The sequence below is a fragment of the Pelagibaculum spongiae genome (genome assembly GCF_003097315.1).
Classification (GTDB): Bacteria; Pseudomonadota; Gammaproteobacteria; order Enterobacterales; family Pelagibaculaceae; genus Pelagibaculum; species Pelagibaculum spongiae.
In genome coordinates, this window is the sequence record NZ_QDDL01000003.1 from 218,390 (window position 1) to 242,166 (window position 23,777).

The 23,777-nt window shown below is 41.7% G+C and carries 20 protein-coding genes; 6 read left to right on the plus strand and 14 right to left on the minus strand.

Going from position 1 to position 23,777, the window contains the following annotated elements; translation table 11 throughout:
• Positions 1-162: 162 nt before the first annotated feature.
• A complete protein-coding gene (locus DC094_RS09950) occupies positions 163-1,326 on the minus strand; it encodes a hypothetical protein (protein ID WP_133245518.1) in 1,164 nt (387 codons plus the stop codon).
• Positions 1,327-1,751: 425 nt separating this feature from the next.
• Positions 1,752-2,462 carry a hypothetical protein gene (locus DC094_RS09955; RefSeq protein ID WP_116686960.1) on the minus strand — a complete coding sequence of 237 codons (711 nt, stop codon included), beginning with the start codon at positions 2,460-2,462 and terminating at the stop codon, positions 1,752-1,754.
• A gap of 212 nt (positions 2,463-2,674) precedes the next feature.
• Here DC094_RS09955 and DC094_RS22105 point away from each other — a divergent pair, with 212 nt between their 5' ends.
• On the plus strand, positions 2,675-2,851 hold the full coding sequence (locus DC094_RS22105) for a hypothetical protein (protein ID WP_158527282.1): 177 nt from the start codon (positions 2,675-2,677) through the stop codon (positions 2,849-2,851).
• A gap of 179 nt (positions 2,852-3,030) precedes the next feature.
• Here the strand turns inward: DC094_RS22105 and DC094_RS09960 are convergent, their stop codons facing one another.
• The 11 genes from DC094_RS09960 to DC094_RS10010 all read right to left on the minus strand — a co-directional run bounded on the left by DC094_RS09960 (position 3,031) and on the right by DC094_RS10010 (position 15,665).
• Positions 3,031-3,321, minus strand: coding sequence for a DUF3817 domain-containing protein (locus DC094_RS09960; protein WP_116686961.1), 291 nt, complete (start codon positions 3,319-3,321; stop codon positions 3,031-3,033).
• A gap of 332 nt (positions 3,322-3,653) precedes the next feature.
• The gene (locus DC094_RS09965; protein ID WP_116686962.1) at positions 3,654-4,232 is read right to left on the minus strand and encodes an HAD family hydrolase; all 579 of its coding nucleotides are present in this window, start codon (positions 4,230-4,232) and stop codon (positions 3,654-3,656) included.
• A 189-nt stretch (positions 4,233-4,421) separates the two neighbouring features.
• Positions 4,422-5,585 carry an acetyl-CoA C-acyltransferase FadA gene (gene fadA / locus DC094_RS09970; protein ID WP_116686963.1) on the minus strand — a complete coding sequence of 388 codons (1,164 nt, stop codon included), beginning with the start codon at positions 5,583-5,585 and terminating at the stop codon, positions 4,422-4,424.
• A gap of 11 nt (positions 5,586-5,596) precedes the next feature.
• Positions 5,597-7,768, minus strand: coding sequence for a fatty acid oxidation complex subunit alpha FadB (gene fadB, locus DC094_RS09975; RefSeq protein WP_116686964.1), 2,172 nt, complete (start codon positions 7,766-7,768; stop codon positions 5,597-5,599).
• 335 nt (positions 7,769-8,103) lie between these two features.
• Positions 8,104-8,841, minus strand: coding sequence for a complement resistance protein TraT (locus tag DC094_RS09980; protein WP_116686965.1), 738 nt, complete (start codon positions 8,839-8,841; stop codon positions 8,104-8,106).
• A gap of 593 nt (positions 8,842-9,434) precedes the next feature.
• Complete coding sequence (locus DC094_RS09985) at positions 9,435-10,049, minus strand: hemerythrin domain-containing protein (protein WP_158527283.1); 615 nt, start codon at positions 10,047-10,049, stop codon at positions 9,435-9,437.
• A 112-nt stretch (positions 10,050-10,161) separates the two neighbouring features.
• Positions 10,162-10,437, minus strand: a complete 276-nt coding sequence (locus DC094_RS09990) for a GIY-YIG nuclease family protein (protein WP_116686967.1) — start codon at positions 10,435-10,437, stop codon at positions 10,162-10,164.
• 372 nt (positions 10,438-10,809) lie between these two features.
• A complete protein-coding gene (lysS, locus tag DC094_RS09995; RefSeq protein WP_116686968.1) occupies positions 10,810-12,297 on the minus strand; it encodes a lysine--tRNA ligase in 1,488 nt (495 codons plus the stop codon).
• Positions 12,298-12,410: 113 nt separating this feature from the next.
• Positions 12,411-13,509 (minus strand): peptide chain release factor 2 gene (gene prfB, locus DC094_RS10000; RefSeq protein ID WP_116686969.1). Its coding sequence is split into 2 segments (ribosomal slippage): positions 12,411-13,433 and positions 13,435-13,509, totalling 1,098 coding nucleotides; the frame shifts between segments, so codons are not numbered across the junction.
• Positions 13,510-14,133: 624 nt separating this feature from the next.
• Positions 14,134-14,859: a spondin domain-containing protein gene (locus DC094_RS10005; protein WP_116686970.1), complete on the minus strand. Its 726-nt coding sequence runs from the start codon at positions 14,857-14,859 to the stop codon at positions 14,134-14,136.
• A gap of 14 nt (positions 14,860-14,873) precedes the next feature.
• On the minus strand, positions 14,874-15,665 hold the full coding sequence (locus DC094_RS10010) for a spondin domain-containing protein (protein WP_116686971.1): 792 nt from the start codon (positions 15,663-15,665) through the stop codon (positions 14,874-14,876).
• A 542-nt stretch (positions 15,666-16,207) separates the two neighbouring features.
• Between DC094_RS10010 and DC094_RS10015 the strand changes: the two genes are divergently transcribed.
• The 5 genes from DC094_RS10015 (at position 16,208) to DC094_RS10035 (ending at position 22,336) form a co-directional block, all read left to right on the plus strand.
• Entirely contained in the window at positions 16,208-16,855 is a 648-nt protein-coding gene (locus DC094_RS10015; RefSeq protein WP_116686972.1) for a TVP38/TMEM64 family protein, read from the plus strand.
• Complete coding sequence (locus DC094_RS10020; protein WP_116686973.1) at positions 16,852-18,570, plus strand: amidohydrolase; 1,719 nt, start codon at positions 16,852-16,854, stop codon at positions 18,568-18,570. The genes DC094_RS10015 and DC094_RS10020 overlap by 4 nt, the downstream gene beginning before the upstream one ends.
• A 594-nt stretch (positions 18,571-19,164) precedes the next feature.
• A complete protein-coding gene (locus tag DC094_RS10025) occupies positions 19,165-19,758 on the plus strand; it encodes an ISAzo13-like element transposase-related protein (protein WP_116686974.1) in 594 nt (197 codons plus the stop codon).
• Between the two features lie 439 nt (positions 19,759-20,197).
• Complete coding sequence (locus tag DC094_RS10030; protein WP_116686975.1) at positions 20,198-20,887, plus strand: hypothetical protein; 690 nt, start codon at positions 20,198-20,200, stop codon at positions 20,885-20,887.
• A gap of 666 nt (positions 20,888-21,553) precedes the next feature.
• A complete protein-coding gene (locus tag DC094_RS10035; protein ID WP_116686976.1) occupies positions 21,554-22,336 on the plus strand; it encodes a hypothetical protein in 783 nt (260 codons plus the stop codon).
• A 329-nt stretch (positions 22,337-22,665) separates the two neighbouring features.
• On the opposite strand, the gene mnmH is transcribed toward DC094_RS10035, so the two are convergent.
• Positions 22,666-23,760, minus strand: coding sequence for a tRNA 2-selenouridine(34) synthase MnmH (mnmH, locus tag DC094_RS10040; protein ID WP_116686977.1), 1,095 nt, complete (start codon positions 23,758-23,760; stop codon positions 22,666-22,668).
• Positions 23,761-23,777 lie beyond the last annotated feature (17 nt).

Consider the following 23,777-nt stretch of genomic DNA (forward strand, 5'->3'; position numbering starts at 1 on the left):
GAGAAATTGAATATTTTTTGGCAGATATAAAAAATATCATGGGTGGCGTTGTTTGTTCGATAACTCAGCCAGCAACCCGTTTTTTGTTAGTAAATATCGGCAGTAATTAGTTAAGGCCGTTCTGTTTTTCCATAAATAAAATAGAGCGGCCAGAACTTAAAACTACTGATAGGGTCGTAATATCTGCTTTACAATATCGTCATACTTAAACTCAACGATCTCACCATACATTTTCTTTTTATCCAACCTAATAGCGCTCACAAGCATTCGATCACTCGCATATGATACAGCAATGCTGTCGCCAAGGAAAGAGAAGGCATCATTTTCCGGACGATAGTCATGTGGCTTTAACGGTTTGATAAAAAGACCTTTACCTTCAATATAAGTCATCATTGAAATTTCTTTAAAGCTCTTAATCTCAGGAGTATCAAGCCCACAACTTGTTAACTGATTAGATAGCCTTCTGCAATTACCAAACCAATCTCGATTAATTATATATTGATGAAAAGTACCATTAATTTTCAGTTGCCCCAACTTACCAGATTCTAATATTTGATAGGCTTTTAGTTCAAGACAATCACTATCTCTTGTTTGTTTTTTACTGCATTTCACCTGATCCAATATAATATCTTGATCTTGGATATTAACATAATAGGGATAACCTTTATTTGAATCAAACTCAAAAATTACCTCATTGCGCCCGGTCTTTACTGAAAGTAAATTTTCATCAACATAAAACGATGCTACTGTAGACTTATAAGTCTTTTTTGCTACAAAAACATTATTTCCATCAAAGAGCTTGATCATTGGATTTTTAATGTTTAACTCAGAGATTTTGTGAATTTCACCGACAGCTGAAATAGAACCATCATAATCTATACGTGGTATGAAGGCTGCATCAATAGAAGCTATAGTTCGCCATTGGTTTTTCTCATAAACAAACACCTCTGGCGAAGCAAAAAAAAATGCTGCGTTTTTTTGACAGCTCATCTGGCGAAAGACTAAATCTTTCATAGGGGTAGTACTTGTATGCCATTGCCTACCATCACGACTAGTTAAGGCTTCCCCCCAACCAATAAAAATAAAATATTGCCCCTGAGTCAGGCATACAGCATGGGGCAAGCCGCCACCTCGATTAGGTATTTTTGTGCTGTAAGAATCATCTAACTTATGCACTCTGCTGGGTTTAAAATTACCAAACCAGCTTTCTGCGAAAACTGGCATATTTATAACCATAAGGGATATAAACATAACTAGTGATTTAGTAATACTGCTGGTAATGACCATACACCCCTCTGCCATTGCTATAAAATATTTTTTCAACATAGTTTTCCACTTCAGAATATTGTTGCTTTATCCCTGATCCTTTTTCAGTTTCCAAGTGTTTAAAAATATTTTCCTTCAAGCTCCCCCCCCCTTCTTCCAGACTTTATAGTCTCCCAGGTTAGAGAATGATTGTTTTTCTTGAGGTAATCATTTGTTGTCGAAAAGCCCTTATGTTTTGCCTGGCTTCCATATACTGCCCAAACACCTTTCTTATACAACCCTCCTGCGCCTTAGTTATAAGCAGCAAGGGCGAAGATGTCTCTTTGACAACGATCATAGCCAGCCATAGTTTCAACAATTCAATCCCAAATTATTTTAATAACAATTTACTAGTAAATTTGAGAAGCAGTTTACTCATAAGTTTAGTTTTCCTGAATGTTAAGAAACCTTTGGCTGGCACGGTTTTTTTTAGGCACGGTTTTTTCTTACAAATCTACAACTCTTAAATTTCGTTTGCTCTTTTTGCTTTCTCTCCAAACTTCAATACGGTAGTGGTCAGGGGCAGGAATCGGCTCTTTAGGCTTTGTAGGCTTATTTTTCTTAGTATTCTTCTCTTCGTCAGGCATTAACTCTTCACCATCAGCACTAACTAGAGGTAGGTGTATTTGCTGTGGCATGAGAGGAGCTTGTGCAAATGCGTTTTCTAAGTCATCAATGAGACCTGGAACATTTTTCATCTCAGGCCCGAACAGAATTTCAGATTCTATCATTGCTTCTTCTACTGAGATTTGACCTCTCTTAATTTTTTCGAAAATACCTTTTAACCTTGATAATGATTCTCCGCGCCTTCGTATATTCGGTCTTATATTTCTTGAAGAAAATGGTTTTCCAGCACGTTGCCCAAGATATTCACTCGCTGATATTACTTGGCTCTCAATGGTTCCTAAACCAGAAATAAATGATCCATATTGACCAATGCCGATATAAAGGATACCGAGAGTTGTTGCGGCTATCTTAGCCTTAGCTTTTATTGAGCCTTCTTCAACATTTAGTGAAAGAGAGTAATCCTGTAGCTCTAAAACATCATGAACGTAGTTTTCCCAGTCATCAAAAAGTAAGCTGGAGTAACTCTCAAATTCACCACGAGGTAAACTTGGTACGTTTATATAGAAGTCCGTTGTGCCTATATTTACCATGTTTTACTCGATTATTATTGTATTGCTCTAACATCGTATTGGAAGGAAAATTCGACTTGCCCGGCTCAACTATCAAGATATTTCCGGTATCACCAGCCACAAATCAGCAAGTTTAATCAACCCCATTAATACAATGCCTCACTTATTAATTAATAAGTGATGAAAATAGTCATTAATGACAAATCCATTACTCGGTTTTAGCATCAATCTCCATGGATGGATGGAGTGAATACGAGCAAATGTCGGGAGCATTTTGCCGTCAGCGTCACTCTACCTCCTGCTTCCATGCAGTCGTCGCTTTACCCGATATCGCCCTGTTATCCGAGTGGCTCGGCTTGCCTTTCCGCTCGGATCATCAACACATACATGCTTTTAAAATGCGCATTTAATGGCCATTAAGCAGCTGCAAACAAGCACTAAGCAAATGTTGTTTTCAATTCTACCGCTATTAACAAACCAATCAACATATTACATCAATAAAGCGGTGATACCTTGCTATCTCTAGTGTTTGGATTCTGATTTTCTTATCTGGAGTAGCGGAGTTTGACCTGCAATGGCCTTGCTCTAATCAAGCCCCCGAAGGCAAAGCTTTCGCAACGACTCTTTTCAAAAACACTTCAACCGCAATAAAAGCAAATGGGACGATCGAAGCTAAAAACACTGCAAACCATACCAGCAGCGACCAGTTGTTTTTATGTGAGACTTGCAAGGAAAAAATTAAATACAGAACAAACAAAACGCCGTGGAACATGCCTAAGGCAAACACCAGTTCACGGCTGATCAAACCCAGCGTGACACTGAGAATGGTCAGATACGACAAACCTTCTAACACACTAATCGTTCGGAAAACTTTTAACACAAACAACTCCTGCTTTATCAATTATCAAGTCATTTCATCTATCTGAGATGCGACTCAAGATATTTTGATTTTTGTTTTCAATTTAACTTCCATGTCAATGGATTCCCACCTTCCCTGGTGAGAATGACGTTTCGGTGTTGCATTTTAAATCCGAAGCCAAAAGCTTGCTCTGTCATTCCGAGCAAGAAGTGTATGGGTGCATGGATTAGAACGATGCAGACAGAAAATACTCCCGACATTTTTCTGCATTTTCTCCATCCATGGTGGTCACGCCAAAGCCGAGAAACCGGAACCCAAACACCAAGAATGGCAACTCAAAAGTAATAAATTAATCATCCACTAATCAGCTGCATAATTTCATCTAAGTGCTGACAGGTGATATCCGCTTGATCGGCATATTCCGGCAAACCATCGGGTGCATAAAGGCACGAGACCATTTTGGCATTGTTTGCGGCTTGTACATCGTAAAGGTAATCACCGATATAGATAATGTCCTCGGCGGCAATGTTCCATTCTTTTGCAATGATTAATAACCCGGCGGGGTCTGGCTTGGCGGGTGCATCATCACGGGTAATTAAAAAGGGAATATCGAGCTGGTTATTGTCTAGTTTGATTCTGGCGGCTTTGACAAAGTTGCGAGTAACAATCGCGATAGGAATATTGAGCTGGTTTAAATGTTCAACCAAGGCCTTAGCACCGGGAAGTACCGTGGCGGTTTTTGCATCGTCTAGTTCAATCTGCTGGATAATCTCTAGCGCATTAGCTTGTTCTGCTTGGGGGAGTTGCGCGACATATTGAAGAATATCAATAGCAACCGGGCAGCCAACCTGCTGGCGCATGAGCTGAAAATCTAGCGATGAACTAACCAGTGTGCCGTCGAGATCGAATATGACTGCTTTAAAATTCGGCATTTTACCGTCCGTAACTAACGCGGCAGAACAGCCTAACCGAAAGCAGATTGTTTACAAAGAAATGCCAGCAACTTGTAGGTTGCATCGAGCTGAAAGCGAGCCACAACAATCAATGGAAAAACACCTATATTGATTGCTGTAGCTCGCTCTGATCAAAAAAAATCAGATTAAAAACAGCTATTTTTTACGTTACATCCGCTCTATAACCGTCGCGATACCCTGGCCCATGCCAATACACATGGTTGCCACACCGAGGTTTACATCTCGCTCAACCATGCTGTGCAACAGTGAACCGGTAATACGCGAACCGGAACAACCTAATGGGTGACCCAATGCAATCGCGCCACCTTTCAAGTTGACCTTTTCTTCCATTTGATCGCGCAATCCCAAGTCTTTTAACACCGGTAATGACTGCGCAGCAAACGCTTCATTTAGCTCGAACAGATCAATATCAGAAACCGCTAAACCGGCAGCCTTCAGTGCTTTTTGCACCGCAGGTACCGGGCCATAACCCATAATGGATGGATCACAACCGGCAATGCCCATTGAACGAATATATGCCAAAGGCTTTAAACCTAAAGCTGCTGCTCGCTCTTCAGACATAATCAACATGGCTGATGCGCCATCGGACAATGCCGACGAATTACCCGCCGTGACACTTCCGCTAACCGGATTAAACACCGGGCGTAATGCGCCTAAAGTTTCAACAGTGGTTTCTGGGCGGATCACTTCATCTTTTTCGCACAGAATTAAACTACCGTCTGCAGCATGACCTTCTACTGAAATGATTTCACGATCGAAACCACCATTAATAGACGCCTGATGCGCCAAACGGTGAGAACGTGCGGCAAATGCATCTTGGTCTTCACGGCTAATTTGATGAATTGTCGCCAGCATTTCTGCGGTTAAACCCATCATGCCAGCTGCTTTTGCCGCCTGGTGTGATAATTGTGGGTTGGGATCAACGCCGTGGTTCATAGGCACATGGCCCATGTGCTCAACACCACCACACAAATAAACATCGCCGATGCCGGCTTGAATATTGGCCGCCGCAATATGAATGGCCGACATTGAAGATCCACATAAACGGTTAACCGTTTGCGCAGGTACTGTTTTAGGAATTTGCGTTAATAATTGCGCCTGACGGCCCACATTAAAACCTTGCTCCAGCGTTTGCTGAACACAACCCCAAACAATATCGTCAATTTCTGCAACATTTAATCCAGCATTACGCTGAACAATGGCATCCATTACTCGTGCAGATAAAGCTTCTGAACGAACATTTCTAAACATGCCGCCTTTGGAGCGCCCCATGGGGGTGCGAACAGCGTCAACAATTACAGCTCGACTCATGGTTGTTCTCCTTAGGCTGGTTTAACTGTTTCTGATTTCGGGTAATAATTTCCGCCTGCTTCAGCTTTTTCGATCAAGCCAGCAGTCGGGGTATATAGTGCGCCCAAATCAGCATAACCTTCTGCGGTAGCAATAAAGTCACGCAGCCCAATTGAATCCAAATAGCGTACTGCACCGCCTCTAAATGGAGGGAAACCCAAACCATAAATCAGTGCCATATCGGCTTCTTGAGGTGTTGCAACAATATTTTCTTCCAGACAACGTAACGTTTCCAAAACCATAGGAATCATCAAACGGTCAATAATTTCCTGGTCAGAAAATTCTTTTGACTCAGGTGAAACCTGCTTGATTAATTCATAAGCGATTGGGTCAGGCTTTTTCTTTAATTTGCCACGGCGGTCTTTCTCGTAAGCATAAAAGCCCTTGCCATTTTTCTGACCGAAACGCTCTGCTTCAAACATGGCGTCTAACGCTGTTTTCTGGTCATAGCTCATTCGATCTGGGAAGCCTTCAGCCATTACCGCATCGGCGTGATGCGCAGTGTCCATGCCGACCACATCCATCAGGTAAGCTGGGCCCATTGGCCAACCAAACTTTTCCATGACCTTATCGATACGCGCAAAATCTGCACCATCAGACAGCAGCTTTTGGAAACCACCAAAATAAGGGAATAAAATTCGATTAACTAAAAAGCCAGGGCAGTCGTTAACCACAATCGGGGTTTTACCCATTTTCGCGGCATAAGCTACTGTGCGCGCAATTGCAGCATCTGAAGATTTTTCACCGCGAATCACTTCAACCAGCGGCATTTTATGCACTGGGTTAAAGAAGTGCATGCCACAGAAATTTTCTGGGCGCTGCAAACCTTCGGCCAAAGAAGTAATTGAAATAGTCGAAGTGTTAGAAGTTAAGATGGTGTCAGCAGCAATATGTTTTTCAGTTTCTGCTAAAACCATTTTTTTAACTTTAGGGTTTTCAACTACCGCTTCAACAACTAAATCAACGCCTTGCAGTTCGTCATAGCTTAAGGTTGGATTAATACCGTTTAATACCTTGGCCATACCCGCGGCGTCCATTCGGCCCCGCTTAACTTGCTGGCTTAATAATTTAGATGCTTCGTTCAATCCAATTTCTAACGCGCCGTCGTTGATGTCTTTCATCACGATTGGAACGCCTTTACGGGATGACTGATAAGCAACACCACCACCCATAATACCGGCACCCAAAACCGAAGCCTTTTTCACAGGAGCAACCGATTTTGCGGCTTTTTTAGCAATGCTTTTTAGGTATTGGTCAGAAAGGAATAGCTGAACTAAGTTGGCTGCAACGTCAGATTTAGCCACCTTAATAAAGCCAGTCGCTTCACATTCTAGCGCTTGATCACGTGGGAAGGTTGCACCTTTTTGCATTGATTTAATCGCAGCAACTGGCGCCGGATAATTCGGCCCCGCTTTGCCAGCAACAAATGCTTTAGCGCCTTCAAACACCATCATTGATTCGATTGGGTTTAATTGCAGCGGCCCGGTTTTTTGAGCGCGGCGAGATCTCCAATCGATTTTGCCACTCACTGCATCTTTTAACAGTGCAATTGCTGAAGCATCCAAGTTTTCAGGGGCAACTACCGCATCAACTGCACCATCTTTCAGCGCGGCATCAGGTTTTTTCTGACTGCCTGATGCAATCCATTCAATCGCATTATCAGCACCAATCAAGCGAGATAAGCGCACTGTCCCGCCAAAGCCAGGGTAAATACCTAGTTTGGTTTCAGGCAAACCGACTAAGGCTTTTTCAGATGCAACACGGAAATCACTACTTAGGCACATTTCGAAACCGCCGCCTAATGCAATACCGTTAACCGCTGTGACCGTAGGGCAAGGAAGGTCTTCAACTGCATTAAAAATAGCCAGCGCATTATCAACCCATTGGCGTAACTCTTCTTCAGGATGATTGAACAAGCCTAAAAATTCAGTGATGTCGGCACCGACAATAAAACTGTCTTTACCACTAGAAATGATCACGCCTTGCAGACCATCTAGCTTTTGCAAGTTTTCAGTCGCTTGCTTGAGCTCTTGTAAGGTTAATTGATTGAATTTATTAACCGATTCATTTTGCAAATCAAAGTGCAGTCGAGCCAAACCATCGTCTAACCATTGGCAGGTGATGGCTTTACCTTGAAAGATCATGGGTGGTTCTCCTGATCATCCGGAAAGAACGCCATGTAAGGTTTCAAATCAACTGCAGACATCCGAAACCATTAGATTTGGAGCAGCGAAAATTGTCTTGTTGCAGCCGAGTCTACGCCTTGTTTGGCGTGTATTATTGTTAGTGTGGAGGTAAAATAACAGGATTTCATATCTGGCTCCAGTGAATATTCCTGCGATATATTCCACTGCTCATCATTCGCAAAACCATTAAGCCTTAAAAAACAAACGGCGCATATCTACCCAAACCATTTCAAAATTCTTCACCTTGAAATGGTTTGGGTATTCGCCGCTTCTATTAAGCTACTTAATTACAATCAGAGCATGCCGCCCAGCGAGTTCGCCAAGCCTTTCTTTAAATCAGGTAATGCTGCGGGAAAATCTAGATTCACCTGGTTAGCAGTAGAGACTATACGAGTTTGGTAGCGCTTCCAGTCTGAAGTGCCGCTATAGTTGACGGTTCGGGCACCTGAAGTACCTTGCTTGAGGTCGTGCTGACTACTTTCTGAAACCTGCACATTACCGGCACGTTCAGATAACTGAATATCGGTAATAATGGTGTAGGTGACATCTTGAACAAATGCATTGGCTGCGGTTTCAACAATACCGCCAACCAAACCGCCGCCTACGACCCCTTCCCAACTACTGGTAGCCAAGCCGCCTGCCGCCGCACCTGCACTAACGCCACCAACAGAGCTGCCATAGCCGCCGCTATATGCCTGTTCTGCAGCAGTTGGGCTAATTTTACCTGCCTGTAGAATATTGGCTTGTAGTAAATAATACGCCTGACTCGGCTCATTCATCACTTTATAGCCGCGGCTAGCCAGTGCGCTACGAAGCTCTTGCTCAAGACTTAAATCTTGCTTGTCAGAAGTATTTCGCTGCTGGATAAAAACCGTTTTCTTATCTGAGTCAACCGGATCGAGGAAGATGGTTGCACTCATTCTGGTCTGCACATCAAGATTTCGCTTAGCAATGGCAGTATGAGTAGCTGCACAACCAGAGATCATTACAGAAGCAGCAACAATTGCTGCGACAACAGTCTTATTATTCATCCTTGTACCCACTGTATTATTGTTTTTCACCAGTAAGAAAATTGCTCGATTCCAAAGCAATACTGCATTCCATGCAATTTAGACCTGTTGAGGTGTATTGATTGTATATGGGTTTGACTGCTTGACAACAAAAGAGAACAGATTAGTTTGCTGATACCGGTGTTAATTAACCGGCCGATTTAAAACGGGTGTGGATATATTACACATATAGATATGCTTGCAGCGGCATTCAGCCTTTTTACGAGATGTATTATGTCACTGCATTAAACGTTGCGTTTGTTCTTGCATTAATTTGCCGAAATAGAACATATAAACTTGGCCGTTCAATCGGCGTCTACTCAATGTAAACTCTCAATTCCCGGGAGCGTCGTAGGCTTACTCAGGCTACAAAAACCAATTGATTTTCATTCCAAAAGCTTCAATTAATACCGAACTAACGTAGGTTGGGTAAGCCTATAGGCGCACCCAACATTTATATATTCAAAATTGCTCTATTCATGACAGAAAAAGCCTGCCACCCATGACTTAGATCGTTATCTTTGAATTGAAAAAAAACGGCGCTAAGGAGCACCGTTTTTACTGAAGCAGTATTTTTATAACACAGCAAACTCATCGGGATGACGATATAGCGGATACAAGTAGTTTTCTTCAGCATCAATACGCCGTGTGAGCACCTCACCAATTTGGTCAAATACCGAGCGAAACTCTGCACTGGATACATCTGCACCTGGTTCACCGTATTGCTTTAAAAAACTAAATGCAGTGCGGCCGATATCGGTCATCTCACGCCGGTATTCTGAGATTAACTCAAGGTTGTCTTCATCTGCTTTATAGCAATGCTGCATATAGATGTAGAAATTTAGATTTTCATCCAACAAATGAGCACGCAGCGCATCTTGTAGACGCTTTAATAAAGCGGGTATCGCGCTAAATTCTTGTTGTTGTAATTTTTCAGCAACTTGACCATATAAGCCCAATAGCTCTTGATGATCACTGGAATATTTCTTGATCAAATCTGGCTTGAAGCTGATACCTGTTCCAGGTGCTACAGATTTAACCTCAACAGCGACCGGTTTTTGCTCAGGCGCTTTGTTCTTTTTTTTGCTGAACCAACCAAACATCCGCTCACCTCTTATAACGACAAAACCAAAAGACAAGTCACTTTTATTAATGAAAACAAATGTGTGACTAATAGATGCATGTTGCATGCATTGTTGGGCGCATCCTATCATAGCCTTGTCGTTAGAGGAAAAAGAAAAACTTATGCAGCCGCTCTGCTCGAAAGCACAACAGTATTTGGTGTAACAAGTGTGCACAAGCTCACAACTTTTCTTGAGCCACCATTAATTGCTCTTTGGTTTTTTTAGGTAGTTTTTTAATTTCAATTTCACGCTTTAAAGCCTGCGATCGGTCTGCAACTTGCTCGCTATAAACCAGCTTTACCGGCAGCCTTGCTCTAACATATTTTGCAGTTAACTTGCCGCCTGCTTGATGCTCTTTCTCACGACGAACAATATCGGTGGTCACACCGGTATAAAGGCTGTTATCACAACAGCGCAGCATGTAAACAAACCACGGCGGCTTTTCTTTGCTCATATACCAATCCAATCCAATTCAATTTGATTACGCTTTCATTTCTATCAGGAAGCCGCCAGATATTCGTCTGGTTTCTTGCAATAGATATTATACCTCGATAACTCAACACTGGGAGCGAGGGCGGCCCGCCTGCAAAGTGCCGAAGGCGCAAAAAATCAACGCAAACGCTGTCTCATTCGTATGCAGGCGAGCCGCCTGCGCTCCCAGTAAAAACAAGGTGCAGTTTTTCTCTAGTGATATAAGCCATAAAGACTAACCCGCTAGATATTTACAATGATCACTACTAAAACCAACTAACCTATTAAAAAGGCAATAAAAAACCCGCAGAAATTACTTACCGCAGGTTTTTATTAAACATTAAAAAACTGAAACTTACTTTTCTTGCGGACGCATATGCGGGAACAATATGACATCTTTAATAGTAGGTGCATTGGTGAACAGCATGACCAAACGGTCAATACCGATGCCTTCACCTGCCGTTGGCGGTAAGCCATACTCTAATGCGTTGATGTAATCAGCATCGTAATGCATTGCTTCATCGTCACCTGCAGCTTTCTCAGCTACTTGATCTTTGAAACGCTGCGCCTGATCGTCTGCATCATTTAACTCTGAGAAACCGTTAGCGATTTCACGACCACCAACAAAGAACTCAAAGCGATCGGTTACGAATGGGTCATCATTATTACGACGCGCCAACGGAGAAACTTCAGTCGGGTAACGCGTAATAAAAGTAGGCTGCATTAAGCGGTGCTCTACCGTTTTCTCAAAAATTTCAATCTGGATTTTACCCAGACCGTAGAAATCTTTTAACGGGATTTCCAAGTCAGTCGCAACCTTAGTCGCGCCTTCCAATGTGTCGATATCAGATGCTTTCAACTCAGGATTGTAATGCAAGATTGAATCAAACACCGACATGCGAACAAATGGCTGACCGAAGTCGAACTGCTCACCCTGATAAGTAATTTCAGTGGTACCCATTACATCTTTAGAAACGGTACGCAGCATGTCTTCGGTTAAATCCATCAGGTCGTTGTAATCAGCGTATGCCTGATAAAATTCCAACATGGTGAATTCAGGGTTATGACGGGTCGACAAACCTTCGTTACGGAAGTTACGGTTAATTTCGAATACTCGCTCGAAACCACCCACGACCAAACGCTTCAAATACAGTTCTGGTGCGATACGTAAATACATATCGATATCCAGTGCATTGTGATGGGTTACAAAAGGACGTGCTGTTGCACCACCTGGAATAACCTGCAGCATCGGTGTTTCGGCTTCAACAAAATCACGCTGCGCTAAATAATTGCGAATACCGCTGACGATTTTTGCGCGAATTTTAAATGCGTTGCGCGATTCTTCGTTAACAATTAAATCGACATAACGCTGGCGATACTTCATTTCCTGGTCAGCCAAGCCATGGTGCTTGTCTGGCAATGGACGCAAAGATTTGGTCAGCAGCTCAACCTGCTCCATATTAACGTACAAATCACCTTTACCTGATTTACACAAAGTACCGCTAACACCGACGATATCGCCTAAGTCCCAGCTCTTAATGCCTTTTAATACGTCGCCATCCAACCCTTTACGGTTAACATATAGCTGGATGCGACCGGTCATATCTTGCAGTACCATAAAAGCACCACGGTTCAACATAATTCGACCAGCAACCGACGCTTGAACATTTAATTCAACCAGTTCTTCTTTCGATTTATCCGAATATTGTTTCTGCAGGTTCTCAGCATAATCGCTTCTACGGAACTGATTAGGAAAAGGGTTTCCTTGTTCACGTAAGGCATTTAACTTTTCACGGCGAACCGCGATCAGCTTGTTTTCATCCTGTTGGATATTTTCTGACATAACTAACCTGCAAAAGTAATTACTGCGGCGACATCACCGCGAAAAAAATCAGGTAACCAGATACACCCGCTGCGCTTGAAAATGCTTTGGGCATACATCTAGCTAAAATAAACTTATAAACCTTGCTTGAGACTGGCTTCGATAAACTGATCCAAATCTCCATCAAGTACTGCACCGGTATTGCCGGTTTCGACACCCGTTCGCAAATCCTTGATACGCGATTGATCCAGAACATAAGAACGGATCTGACTGCCCCAACCAATATCAGATTTACTGTCTTCCATTGCTTGTTTGTCTGCATTGCGCTTGAGCATTTCCAGCTCATACAATTTTGCGCGCAGCTGTTTCATCGCTTGATCTTTGTTCTTATGCTGCGAGCGATCGTTTTGACATTGGGTCACAGTATTGGTCGGCAAGTGGGTAATTCGAACCGCAGATTCAGTTCGGTTTACGTGCTGACCGCCTGCACCTGAAGCACGATAAACATCGATGCGTAAGTCGGCTGGATTAATTTCAATGGCAACATCGTCATCTACTTCAGGGGAGACAAAGACCGAAACAAATGAAGTATGTCGGCGGCTGTTGCTATCAAAAGGAGATTTACGAACTAACCGATGAACGCCGCTTTCGGTGCGCAACCAACCAAAAGCGTATTCGCCACTGATTTGAATCACTGCACTTTTAACGCCGGTTACTTCACCTTGCGAGACTTCCATCAGTTCTGCTTTAAAACCTTTGGCTTCTGCCCAGCGCAAGTACATGCGTAAAATCATGTTGGCCCAATCTTGAGCCTCGGTGCCACCAGAGCCTGATTGAATTTCCAAAAAGCAGTTATTCGGGTCCATTTCATTTGAAAACATCCGGCGGAATTCTAGTGTTTCCAATTTCTCTTGCTGTCGTTCCAAGTCACCTAACACTTCCTGAAACAGATCATCGTCTTGTTCCATGGCAGCCATTTCAAGCAGTTCAGCTGCATCAGAAAGGCCGGAATCAAGCGACTCAATTGTCTCGACTACCGCTTCCAATGATGAGCGTTCTTTTCCTAAAGCTTGCGCCCGCTCAGGCTCATTCCAGACTTCAGGTAATTCAAGCTCACGATTAACTTCTTCTAGTCGTTCTTTCTTGACGACATAGTCAAAGGTACCCCCTCAGGACGTCTAAACGCGCCTGGAGATCTTTGATTCTTTGTTCAGTGGAAGCAGTTTCCAACATAGTCTGATCAGCTAGGTGATAAAGGCGAGAAATTTTACCTGATCTAGGCTTGTCAACCAACTAAAAAACGCCCCTTGGCAGGTGATTAGCCAGTTTTGCCGACCAACTCACTTCAAGCATTACATTGATTCGCCTTACAAATGGTTAGACAATTACAATTTATTAAGCGGCCTGGCTGCAAAATATCTATAGCTAGGGCTGCTAGAAAATCCAACGGATAACAAATCAGCCGGCGGGACTTGCAGACTGGTGGGTAGTCTCCATTCAATAGTTAGAACTTAATGGAATACAAGCAAGAGCATTTTGAATAGATTATAATTTTCTATATCGGGATTTTTTTTCGATTGTTGTTTTGATGGTTACTGCTGGTATTTTGAACTTCATTAAATCAATCTAACTAACAATCACTGGCTAAAGCCGATAGCTTCGTACTACGGACTGAAAGCCCCATCAATACAAACCTACACCTTGTGAATTTTTCCCATGATTAAATTTATCATAGCTAAAGTTGACCGAATAAAGTCGGTGATTTTAACCTTAAAATTGGAGAATAAAAAGGCGACTTAGTTAAGTACTAAATCGCCTTTTTACATTCACTGCAAAAAAATTAACTACGAAACTAAATTAACGCATTCGAGTAATTTTAATGCTCATTGCCGGGTTATCAAACTTGTGAACGCTGGTTAACACAGAACCGGTTAATCCATCGTCTGCAGTTACAACACCTGAGTGCAAGGCCACCTTATTTTGGAAGTCATCCCGCACTGCTGAAAAGTTACCGCTATCTGCAGTGGTGTCAGCTGGGCCAGGAATACTACCTGCTACTTCAGTGTTCCTTTCGGTGCCCGCATCATACACATTGCTGCGATAACTCACCGATTGACCAACTGCCAAAGCAGCCAGCGACACATTATTTAAACCGGTAAATGCATCATTAGTATTTACCAGCATGGTAAAACCACTAATTCGGGTGTCGGTTGATGCTTCATATACTGATAAATTAATTTCAGCAGATTCACCCGGTTTTAATATCGCTGGATTTACACCATGTTGCAGATAACTTGCATCTGCTACTGCTTGGTCAATTAATGGCTGAGGATTTCCGCTCTCGGCCATATGTTCTAATTCAACCGAAGCTGCCTGTCCGCCAACCCAAGCACGATAGCCCGTTTCATGCAGCACAATCGCGACTTCTGACATCGGCTGTGCATTAGTTAAATTGGTTACAGTGACCTGATATTCCGCAACTGGCTCGACCGGTGCAGTTTTATCGTCACTATTGTTGTTGCCACAACCAGCCAAAACGGTTGCACCAACTAAAGATAAGGCAAGTAATTTCCTGTTAATCATTTGGAAACCCTCGCTTATTTAACGGTTACGGTAATTCTTGCAACCGGGTTCAACCAACGATGTACTCTGGAATCCAGATCACTCGTACCACCATCTAGGTTATCGTCGCCCTGGCTACCGCGGTGAATATGTATGTTGGTATTATTATCCGATCCAGAAATTCCATTAATACCATTTAGGCCGCCAGTACCGCGAAAGCCTCTACCTGATTCAACCAAGTCTGACGGGTTCGGAATCGTTAAATTTGCATCAGAGTTTTCATCAACTGCAAGCAACTCAGTATTGGCTTCTGTACCCGCATCATACGCATTCAAGTTAATCGTGTAAGTACCAGCTTCAGTAGGAATCTTCCACGAATTTAAACCAACAAATGCATCATTGGTTGGCAATAACATCGCAGCAACGGATAAATAAGCATTAGTTTCACTGCTAGTTACTTGAATTATTGGAGCAGTTACGCCTGGGCTAACTTCAACGTTTGGCGTTTTTGCAGCAGGAAAAGTAACGCCAGTGCTTGGCGAACCTTCAGCCAAGCTAGCAGGAAATACACTGGCATTGGCAGCAGTCAAATCTGCATGAACCAATGCAATATCGCCACCTTCCGCCAGAGCTTCTAGAGATGCTGAAGCAGCAATTCCCGTCTCAAAAATACTTGTTTCTGCAGTGTGAGCCGCAGCAACAAACGGTGTGAAATAAATGCCATTTGTCAGGTTTTCAATCTGAATTTCTAATTCTGCAGCAGATACATTCGCAGATAATCCTGCAACGATAGCCAGAGATAAAGCCCCCACCCGAAAGCGTTTCATTATAGTGATACCTTTTTATGTTTTAATCGATTCTTTTGAATAGTCACGTTCAATAAAGTTCACAATTAAATTAAATAAATTTAATTTTTTATAAAAAACACTTTATTTTCAACGCAAAAGAGTACATAAGCAGGCTGTAATTTAAAATCGCTGTATATTAGCGGAAATAGAAATAGCATTCAGTTCCGCTATAATCCTAACTTTATAGGTTGAATACCATGTTTTTTCTGGCCAATCAGAAAGTTGAATTTTTATAACCATGTCACTTCAAAATATGCCCACAGAACCTCAAAACAGTTTGGTTATCTGCTCAAACATCGGGCACTTTTACTCACCACTATTTTTCTAACAAAATTCACTGAACCAACTTTTTCTACTATCTGTTATCGTAGATAACTGTATCGGTGATTTGCGCTTCTCTTGAGACAAAAAACTCCAATACAAAACAAATCGTCACAATAAATATAAGCACTACCATTAGACAATCCTTTGAATCGCTAGCCAAGGAGCCATTTATAAAGTCGCTACATAAAAACCTCATATTGCTCAGCGGCTTTGCCGGACTAGCACTTCTCGGTGTTGTGCTATGGCTAGTTCCGATCCAATCACTGATTCAACAGTGGATTGACCCAGCAGCTTTGGCACAAAAAATTCAAACCGCTGGCATCACCGGTATGTTGTTATTCATGGTTGCTTCAAGTTTGACGGTTGCTATTGGCATGCCACGGCAGATTATTGCGATTACTTCAGGGTTTGCTTTTGGTTTTGCTGGTGGCTTGTTGTCAGCCATTGTTAGTATCAGCATCGGTGCACTATTGACCTTTGCCATGGCAAGAACGCTAGCCAGGCCTTGGGTGTTAAAACGCTACCCTCAAGCAACTACTACTATGGACACACTGATAAAACAGCAGGCTTTTTTGAAAATCCTCACCTTAAGATTTTTACCAGTGGGCACTAATATGCTAACCAATTTAGCTGCTGGCACTAGCAATATTTCTGCAATGACTTTTTTCTGGGCTTCGGTTGTTGGCTTTTTACCGCAAGCCGCTATTTTTGTTTTGACCGGCAATGGCATACAACTCAATTCACAAAGCCAATTATGGCTAGCGGGTATTTTGTTTATTATTTCAATCATTCTCGGGCGCATCATTTACAAGAAGCACAAGCAATCAACTGAGGCTATACAGTGATCAAAAAGTTGGGTTATCGTTTACTACAAGCAGTGATTGCTTTAATTGTTTTAGCTGGCATTATATTTTTTTCTTTACGATTTTTAGCCGAATCTACACCCTCGCATCAGATTTATTTCAATGGCAATATTCTGACATTGGATCAAAACAATACCTCTGCGCAAGCGGTTTCAGTACGCGATGGAAAAATTGAGCAGGTAGGTAATGACCAGAAAATTTTACAACTGAAAACCAGTGCCAGCCAGCTAATCGACCTACAACAAAAAACCATGTTACCGGGCTTTATCGATGCCCATAGCCACTTCCCTGCCTCTGGTTTGGTTTCTTTTTCAGCAGATTTATCGCCACCACCAATTGGCCCCATCCGTTCTATCTCTCAATTGTTGCAGCAAGTCGAAAAACAGGCCCAAAAAACTGAAAAAGGCCGTTGGGTACTGGGCTTTGGTTATGACGATTCATCGTTACTAGAACAACGTCACCCTACTTTGCAAGAACTAGATCAAATCTCAATCAGCCAACCCATTTACCTATGGCACAGCTCAGGTCATATGGGCGTTGCCAATTCTGCTGCGCTAGAATTGCTAAATATTGATTCATCTTCACCCAACCCAATGGGCGGAATTATTGGTCGGGATTTAAAAACGGGTCAATTAAATGGGCTGTTACAAGAAAAAGCCGCGCTAACCTTAAAAGATTTACTAGCAGATTATTCTTTGCTCGATTACTACAAAATATTTGATCTAGCTAAACAAGAATATGCCGCGAGCGGCATTACCACCGCGCAAAGCGGCGGTATTAATGGCCAATTAATCAAGACCTTTTACTGGGCTAGTCAGATTGGCGCACTACCTTTTCGGCTAGTGGCTTTTCCAAAACACGATGCACTGAGCAAACAACTTATTAATGGCAGCTTTAAACCCGCAAGCTATCAAACCAATCGATTCCTGGTTGGCCCGGTCAAACTACTAGCTGACGGCAGCCCACAAGGAAGAACAGCTTACTTGTCGCAACCCTTCTATCAAAACCCACCGGAAACGCCCGGTTTTCGGGGCTTTCCTGCAATAGATCAACCGATACTGGAAAAACTAATTGTCGGTTATCACAAGGCTGGCTTTCAAATGGCGGTTCATGGCAACGGCGATGCGGCGATTGATAATATTATTCAGGCTTTTGGAAAAGCCCAGCAACTTTACCCAGCAGATGATCCACGACTTATTCTAATTCACGCCCAAATGACCCGCGATGACCAACTGCCAAAAATGAAACAGTTAGGTATTACGCCTAGTTTTTTCCCAGGCCACACTTTTTTTTGGGGCGATCAACATTACACCCGCCACATGGGGCCAATCCGCGCACCGAATATGAGCCCAACCGGTTCGGCAGTAAAGAATCAAATGCGCTTTAGTATTCATAGCGATGCACCGGTTACGCCGATAGACCCAATTCGTTTGCTATGGGCCAGCGTTAACCGCACTTCTATGTCTGGCAGAGTGATCGGCGCCCATCAGCGCATCTCCGTGCTACAAGCGCTACGCGCTATGACGATTGATGCCGCCTGGCAAGTTTTTCAAGAAGATAATCGTGGCTCAATCGAAGTGGGGAAATTTGCTGACTTAGTGGTACTTTCGCAAAATCCACTGACCGCGGAAGATTTATTGGAGGTGAAGGTAGAACAGACTATTGTCGGCGGGAAAACGATTTATAAATTGGATTAAATCGTAGGAACACAAATAGGCTACTTTCGTTTCCAGTGACGTTTGTTAATGCACAGAATACTAATAACTAGCAGACTGTCATACTTTTTTTAATTTTTCCTGCAATATCACTTGCAGCAATACTAGGTGGTATAGATACAAGAAGATGCCCGCAATCTTTGTTAACTACACACTCCTTAAGCATCTATTTTAAATAGCGTTAAAACATTTCCACCAACACATTTAGCTTTAAAATTGCATCAATTTTGAGCACCTAACGAAGAAATTTTGTCACAACTAAAAAGTAACAATTAATTTTAAACTCTGATGTGTAACTTCTGTAACGATGCTCCAGAACTCGATCGCTCAACCTTCTAAGTCAAGAGTTAAATCCCCATAGCTAAAGCTAACAAAATGAAGCGTATTTTTGAGCTTTAAATACAAATCATATTTCGCCTTAACTTTTTTATTTTTCTATTGCCTATCAAAAATTCGCTAAATATAAAAGGGCACATAAACTTTAAAAAAATCTGAACTATTCAATTATTTTGCTGCCAAACAAATATCGTATTCAGATTGTTTCCTGCTGTGTTAGACATACCTAAATCGAAAGACATGAAGTTATGGGAAGATACTGCCAATCAACTTAAAGGCAGGCAAGTTTTTGCACAAGATCACCTCGGCTGGAGTCGTTCCACTATTCAGAAAGGCGCAATTGAGCTAGCCACCGGCCAGGATTTTCAAGATCAATTCCACCTGCGCGGTAGAAAAAAGGCTGAAGAGCGACCGCCACAGCTGCTTGACCATATTCAAGAGATTGTTGAACCCACTTCACAGACTGATCCCACGTTCCGTAGCACCCGAAGCTATACCCCCATCACTGCGGGCATGGTTCGCCAGAAACTAATTTCTCAATTTAAATACAAAGACAAAACCCTCCCTTGCGAAAGAACTATTTTAAACAAACTCAATCAATTGGGCTATCACCCAATGAAAGTGCATAAATGCAACCCTTTAAAAACACCTGAAACAGATGTCACATTTGATCAGGTTCACCGAATCAATTGTGTGGCCGATTTAACAAAAGGTATCCTCGAGCTGTCAATGGATGCCAAGGCGACACTGGGTATTGGTGATTTCTCTCGACGAATTAAATGCCGTCAGAAAATAATGCATACGACCATGATTTTGCACCAAAACAAAAGCTGACGCCCTTTGGAATTCTACTGCCAGAAACATCCGAAAGTTATCTCTAGTTTAATCCTTCAAAAGTAACTGCTGATTTCATAGCGGATTGTCTTGAAGAAATACTGCCCAAATTACAAGAGAAATATCAACCACACATAAAGCATAAAGACTCACAAAGACAATGATTTACAAAGCAATTCGGCCAGTAGCGAGACTGGTAAATAAAGTTTACAAAACGAGTGTCAAGTTGGATGCCATGGAAAAAGAAGTACTGGAGGACCGACTGGAGCGAGACGGTAAGCTACCCTGGTGGTTTATTAAAATAATGCCTCAAACTACAGAATGATTATTAAATTCCAAAGCTCTAAATAGAGTGACAACCACAAAGAACCATTGTTTGCCCGTGTTTTATTTAGAGAAAATCTTCATTTAAAAACGCATATTATTAGAGGTTATGCTTATGCCAACTCCCGCCCTCAGTCCCAGCAATCATTATCTTCCTAGAAATCATAGTGCTTTTTCAGATTTAGCAAAAAAATACAATGGCCATGTATACGAGCATCATCAAATAGATCATATAGATCGATTAACCTATATGCCTGCAACTATAATAAGAACAAATGAAGATTCCATAATAAAAAGTGATAACTCAGCTTTAAATGGCGCTTGTTTCGGCCTCACTATGGTTGTTATTAACACTTTCTTTGATTATCAATCATTAATAGATCAAGTACAATCACTAGAAGGAATTGGGAAAATAAGAGGCTATCAGTTTATGCAAATAAGGATGCGTAACACTGCTCATTTAGTAAAGTTGATCTGCCCTCAGTATAGGGTTTCATCACGAGGTTTTATAAGAAAGGAAAGTTTCTATCAGCATGCTTCATATATGGAAAAACATGATAATTGTTGTTATTTTTTTCAAATGGGATGCACAGGAAATACCGGCCACGCAATATGTGTATATAAATTGCTAGACAAAATTTCAGTATACGACCCAAACCTTGGCTTCACTTTTTTTTTAAAAAGCACAATGGAAAATGTTTGTTATTTCCTTGATGAAATTCATAAAATTTTACCTAAATATGGCCCTCCAGGCAGTTACGAAAGAAGTTTGTTGAAAATGCAACTACCAAGTAGTATTGTTTAAAGAAAAAATATTTTTTATTATAATTTCAAAAGCTACGTCCTAAGGGCGTAGTTTTGGAAGTTAAAATTAAAGGAAAGGCAGGATGCTGGCAGTAAAGTGTAAATCGTTACCAGCCACACTATTTTTAATACCCGCCAAAACATTTTTACCCGTGCTTTACTCGTAGTTCTGAATCTCAATCAGCCATAAAACAAGTCAGTTCAAGCACAACTAAGCTTTGGCGCTGGTCATCCGTAAATCAAAACTAGTAATCATACTTATCAAAGTAACTGGGAGCGCGGGCAACTCGCCTGCCTTCAAATGCGATAGCGTTTGAATTTACACACCAAAAGCCCTCACCGCCTCGCACTAATTTTAATCGTATCTGTTCGAGAGTCTTTGTTGTAACAAGACGAAAGCTTTGCTAAATGAGACCCTTAATCGTCTCACACATAGATGACTGGATGTGTGGATGGATGAATGCATTAATTAATTACCTCCGATGAGGTAAGCCCACTGAGAAACTACTATATTTTCCTACACAGTCAACTTTGCATTACCCAACGCATCTTATTTAGTAATTGCTAAGCCTACACAAACATCGAATGTTGACACAAAACACCGCAGTTTATAGAAAATTGTATTCTCGAATGGTCAGGTGTTTAAGTTTTAAAAGGGAGAGACATAATGGTTTCTAAAAAAGAATTAGAGCAAATTGCGAAGTGGGGGGTATTTCGAATAAGAAAAGAGTTGTCTATGCTGGCTAAAAATGTACCCAGCGAGTATGGGACCGCTATGCAGAAAAAAGACCAGACGATCACACAACAATACACACTGGTTAGTAAACTGAAGAAACTAGCTTTAAATTATCCCATATACGAAAAACCATATAGTAAGCAGCTTTCGAAGCTGCGTAAGCTAGAACTGCCTTTGCCACATGCCATGGATTCATTCAATAAGTTCTATACAGGTGAGAGTAATTTACTAGACGTGTACTCTAAAAGTTTTTCTGATTACGGGAATTGCTTGCATAATTGGCCTAAACCATACTACGGAGTGTGCTCAGATATGGTCGCGCTTGCAGCATTTGAAATAAATAAAAAGTTCATACAGGGTGAAGGTAAAGCTATTCAGTTATATTATTTAAGTATTAATTTTTTAAGTCAGTACAATACCGTTTTTTCTGAACATAGCGTATTACTAGTGTCTAATGAAATTCTTCCTGTGTGGCTTGGCACTTCATTTGATCCAACAGCATGTGTGCCAGAGGTTTTTTGGCGAATGAAAGATGCGTATATTTGTGATCCATGGATGGATAATTACTGGAATGTAGTAGAAGGATCATGGCATAAAAATCTTGAAGTACCAAGACGTTTAGATCAACTTAGTCGTTTTAAAATATCTAATTTTACCCTAGAGGTTACACTTAATCCTCTTAAACTAAAAGGCTTACAGCTACACTACTTTTAATATTCGCCTCCAATATTTTGATTCAAACCTACTCGTCATCCTGAATCTCAGCCAACCGGTCATAAAAAATCAGTTTTAAAACAACTCAAACTTTCGCTGCTTCAAAGAGATTTTCATCATTGCATTGAGTTTCGCCGTGATTCTTCGCGATACTGATGGTTAATCAGCAGGCAATTAGTTTTTTATAAAAAACATCGGTGGCATTTTTATAAAAACAAACTGTGTTCATCTGAAATGGAATATTAGACGTTGGATTTTAACGCTTGCAGGCTAGATAAATAGCTAGCCTGCAATAAGTAATGCCGAGACATGGCATTAATAAATGAATATTATTTATCTGCTAGATATTCAGCAATTTGCTGTCGATCACCTTCAAAAACAATACGCTGACGTTTCTTTTCTAACTGATAATGGTACATCGGGTCATAATACCCTTCCAAAAGCAGTTCGATAAACTGATAAAAACAGCTGCGAGCATTTTCAACGCCTTGGTCAAATAATGCTAATGCCTGTTCTAGCAGAACATTCATTGTTTCAAAACGCTCACCGCCCAAACGCTTTTTAATACGCGCCAAACCTTGAATCAAACCTTCACTGAACATTTGCTCGGCTTCTTCGCCATATGCCTTGTGACATTCTTGATGAAATTCCACCACGTATTCACGATAAATCCGTTCTAAACGCAGCTCTACCGGCTCTTGTAAAATGATCACTGAAGATTCACACATTTTATCAAACAGCACGGGTGGAATAACACAACCACCTACCAAGCGACTTTCATCTTCTAATACCAAAGACGAACAACCTTGGTGACATTTTTTAATCATGTCGATTGCTAATGCATTTTCAAAATCAATAATTTTTGGCTGACCACCCACCCGACGACCAAAACTAGAACCTCGGTGATTGGCACGACCTTCTAAATCAATAGTGTTATCTAATTGCCAGATTAATTCAGTTTTTCCAATGCCGGTTAATCCACCAATAATATAAAGCTTTTTTTCTTCAACAATTTGTGCCGTTTGCTCGATTAAATATTGGCGCATGCCTTTATAACCGCCTTCAACATACATTTTGTCGACGCCAGCTTCAGCTAACCATTTTTGAGTAATTTGCGAGCGCATACCGCCGCGAAAGCAATATAAAAGGCTATCTGGGTTTTGCTGGTGAAATGCTAACCAGCTGTCTAGTCGCTGCTGGCGAATCTCTGAAGTAGCCAATTGCTCACCCAAATCAACTGCAGCATCTTGGCCTTGCTGTTTAAACTCGGTACCGATCTTCTCTCGCTGGAGATCATCCAGCAGCATGCAATTGGTTGCATTGGGGAAAGATCCCTTTTCAAATTCAATTGGCGCGCGAACGTCCATTAAAGGGACGTCATTCACAAATAGTGATTGGTAATCAGAAGCGAGCCAAACATTCATCGGGATTCCTTATAATC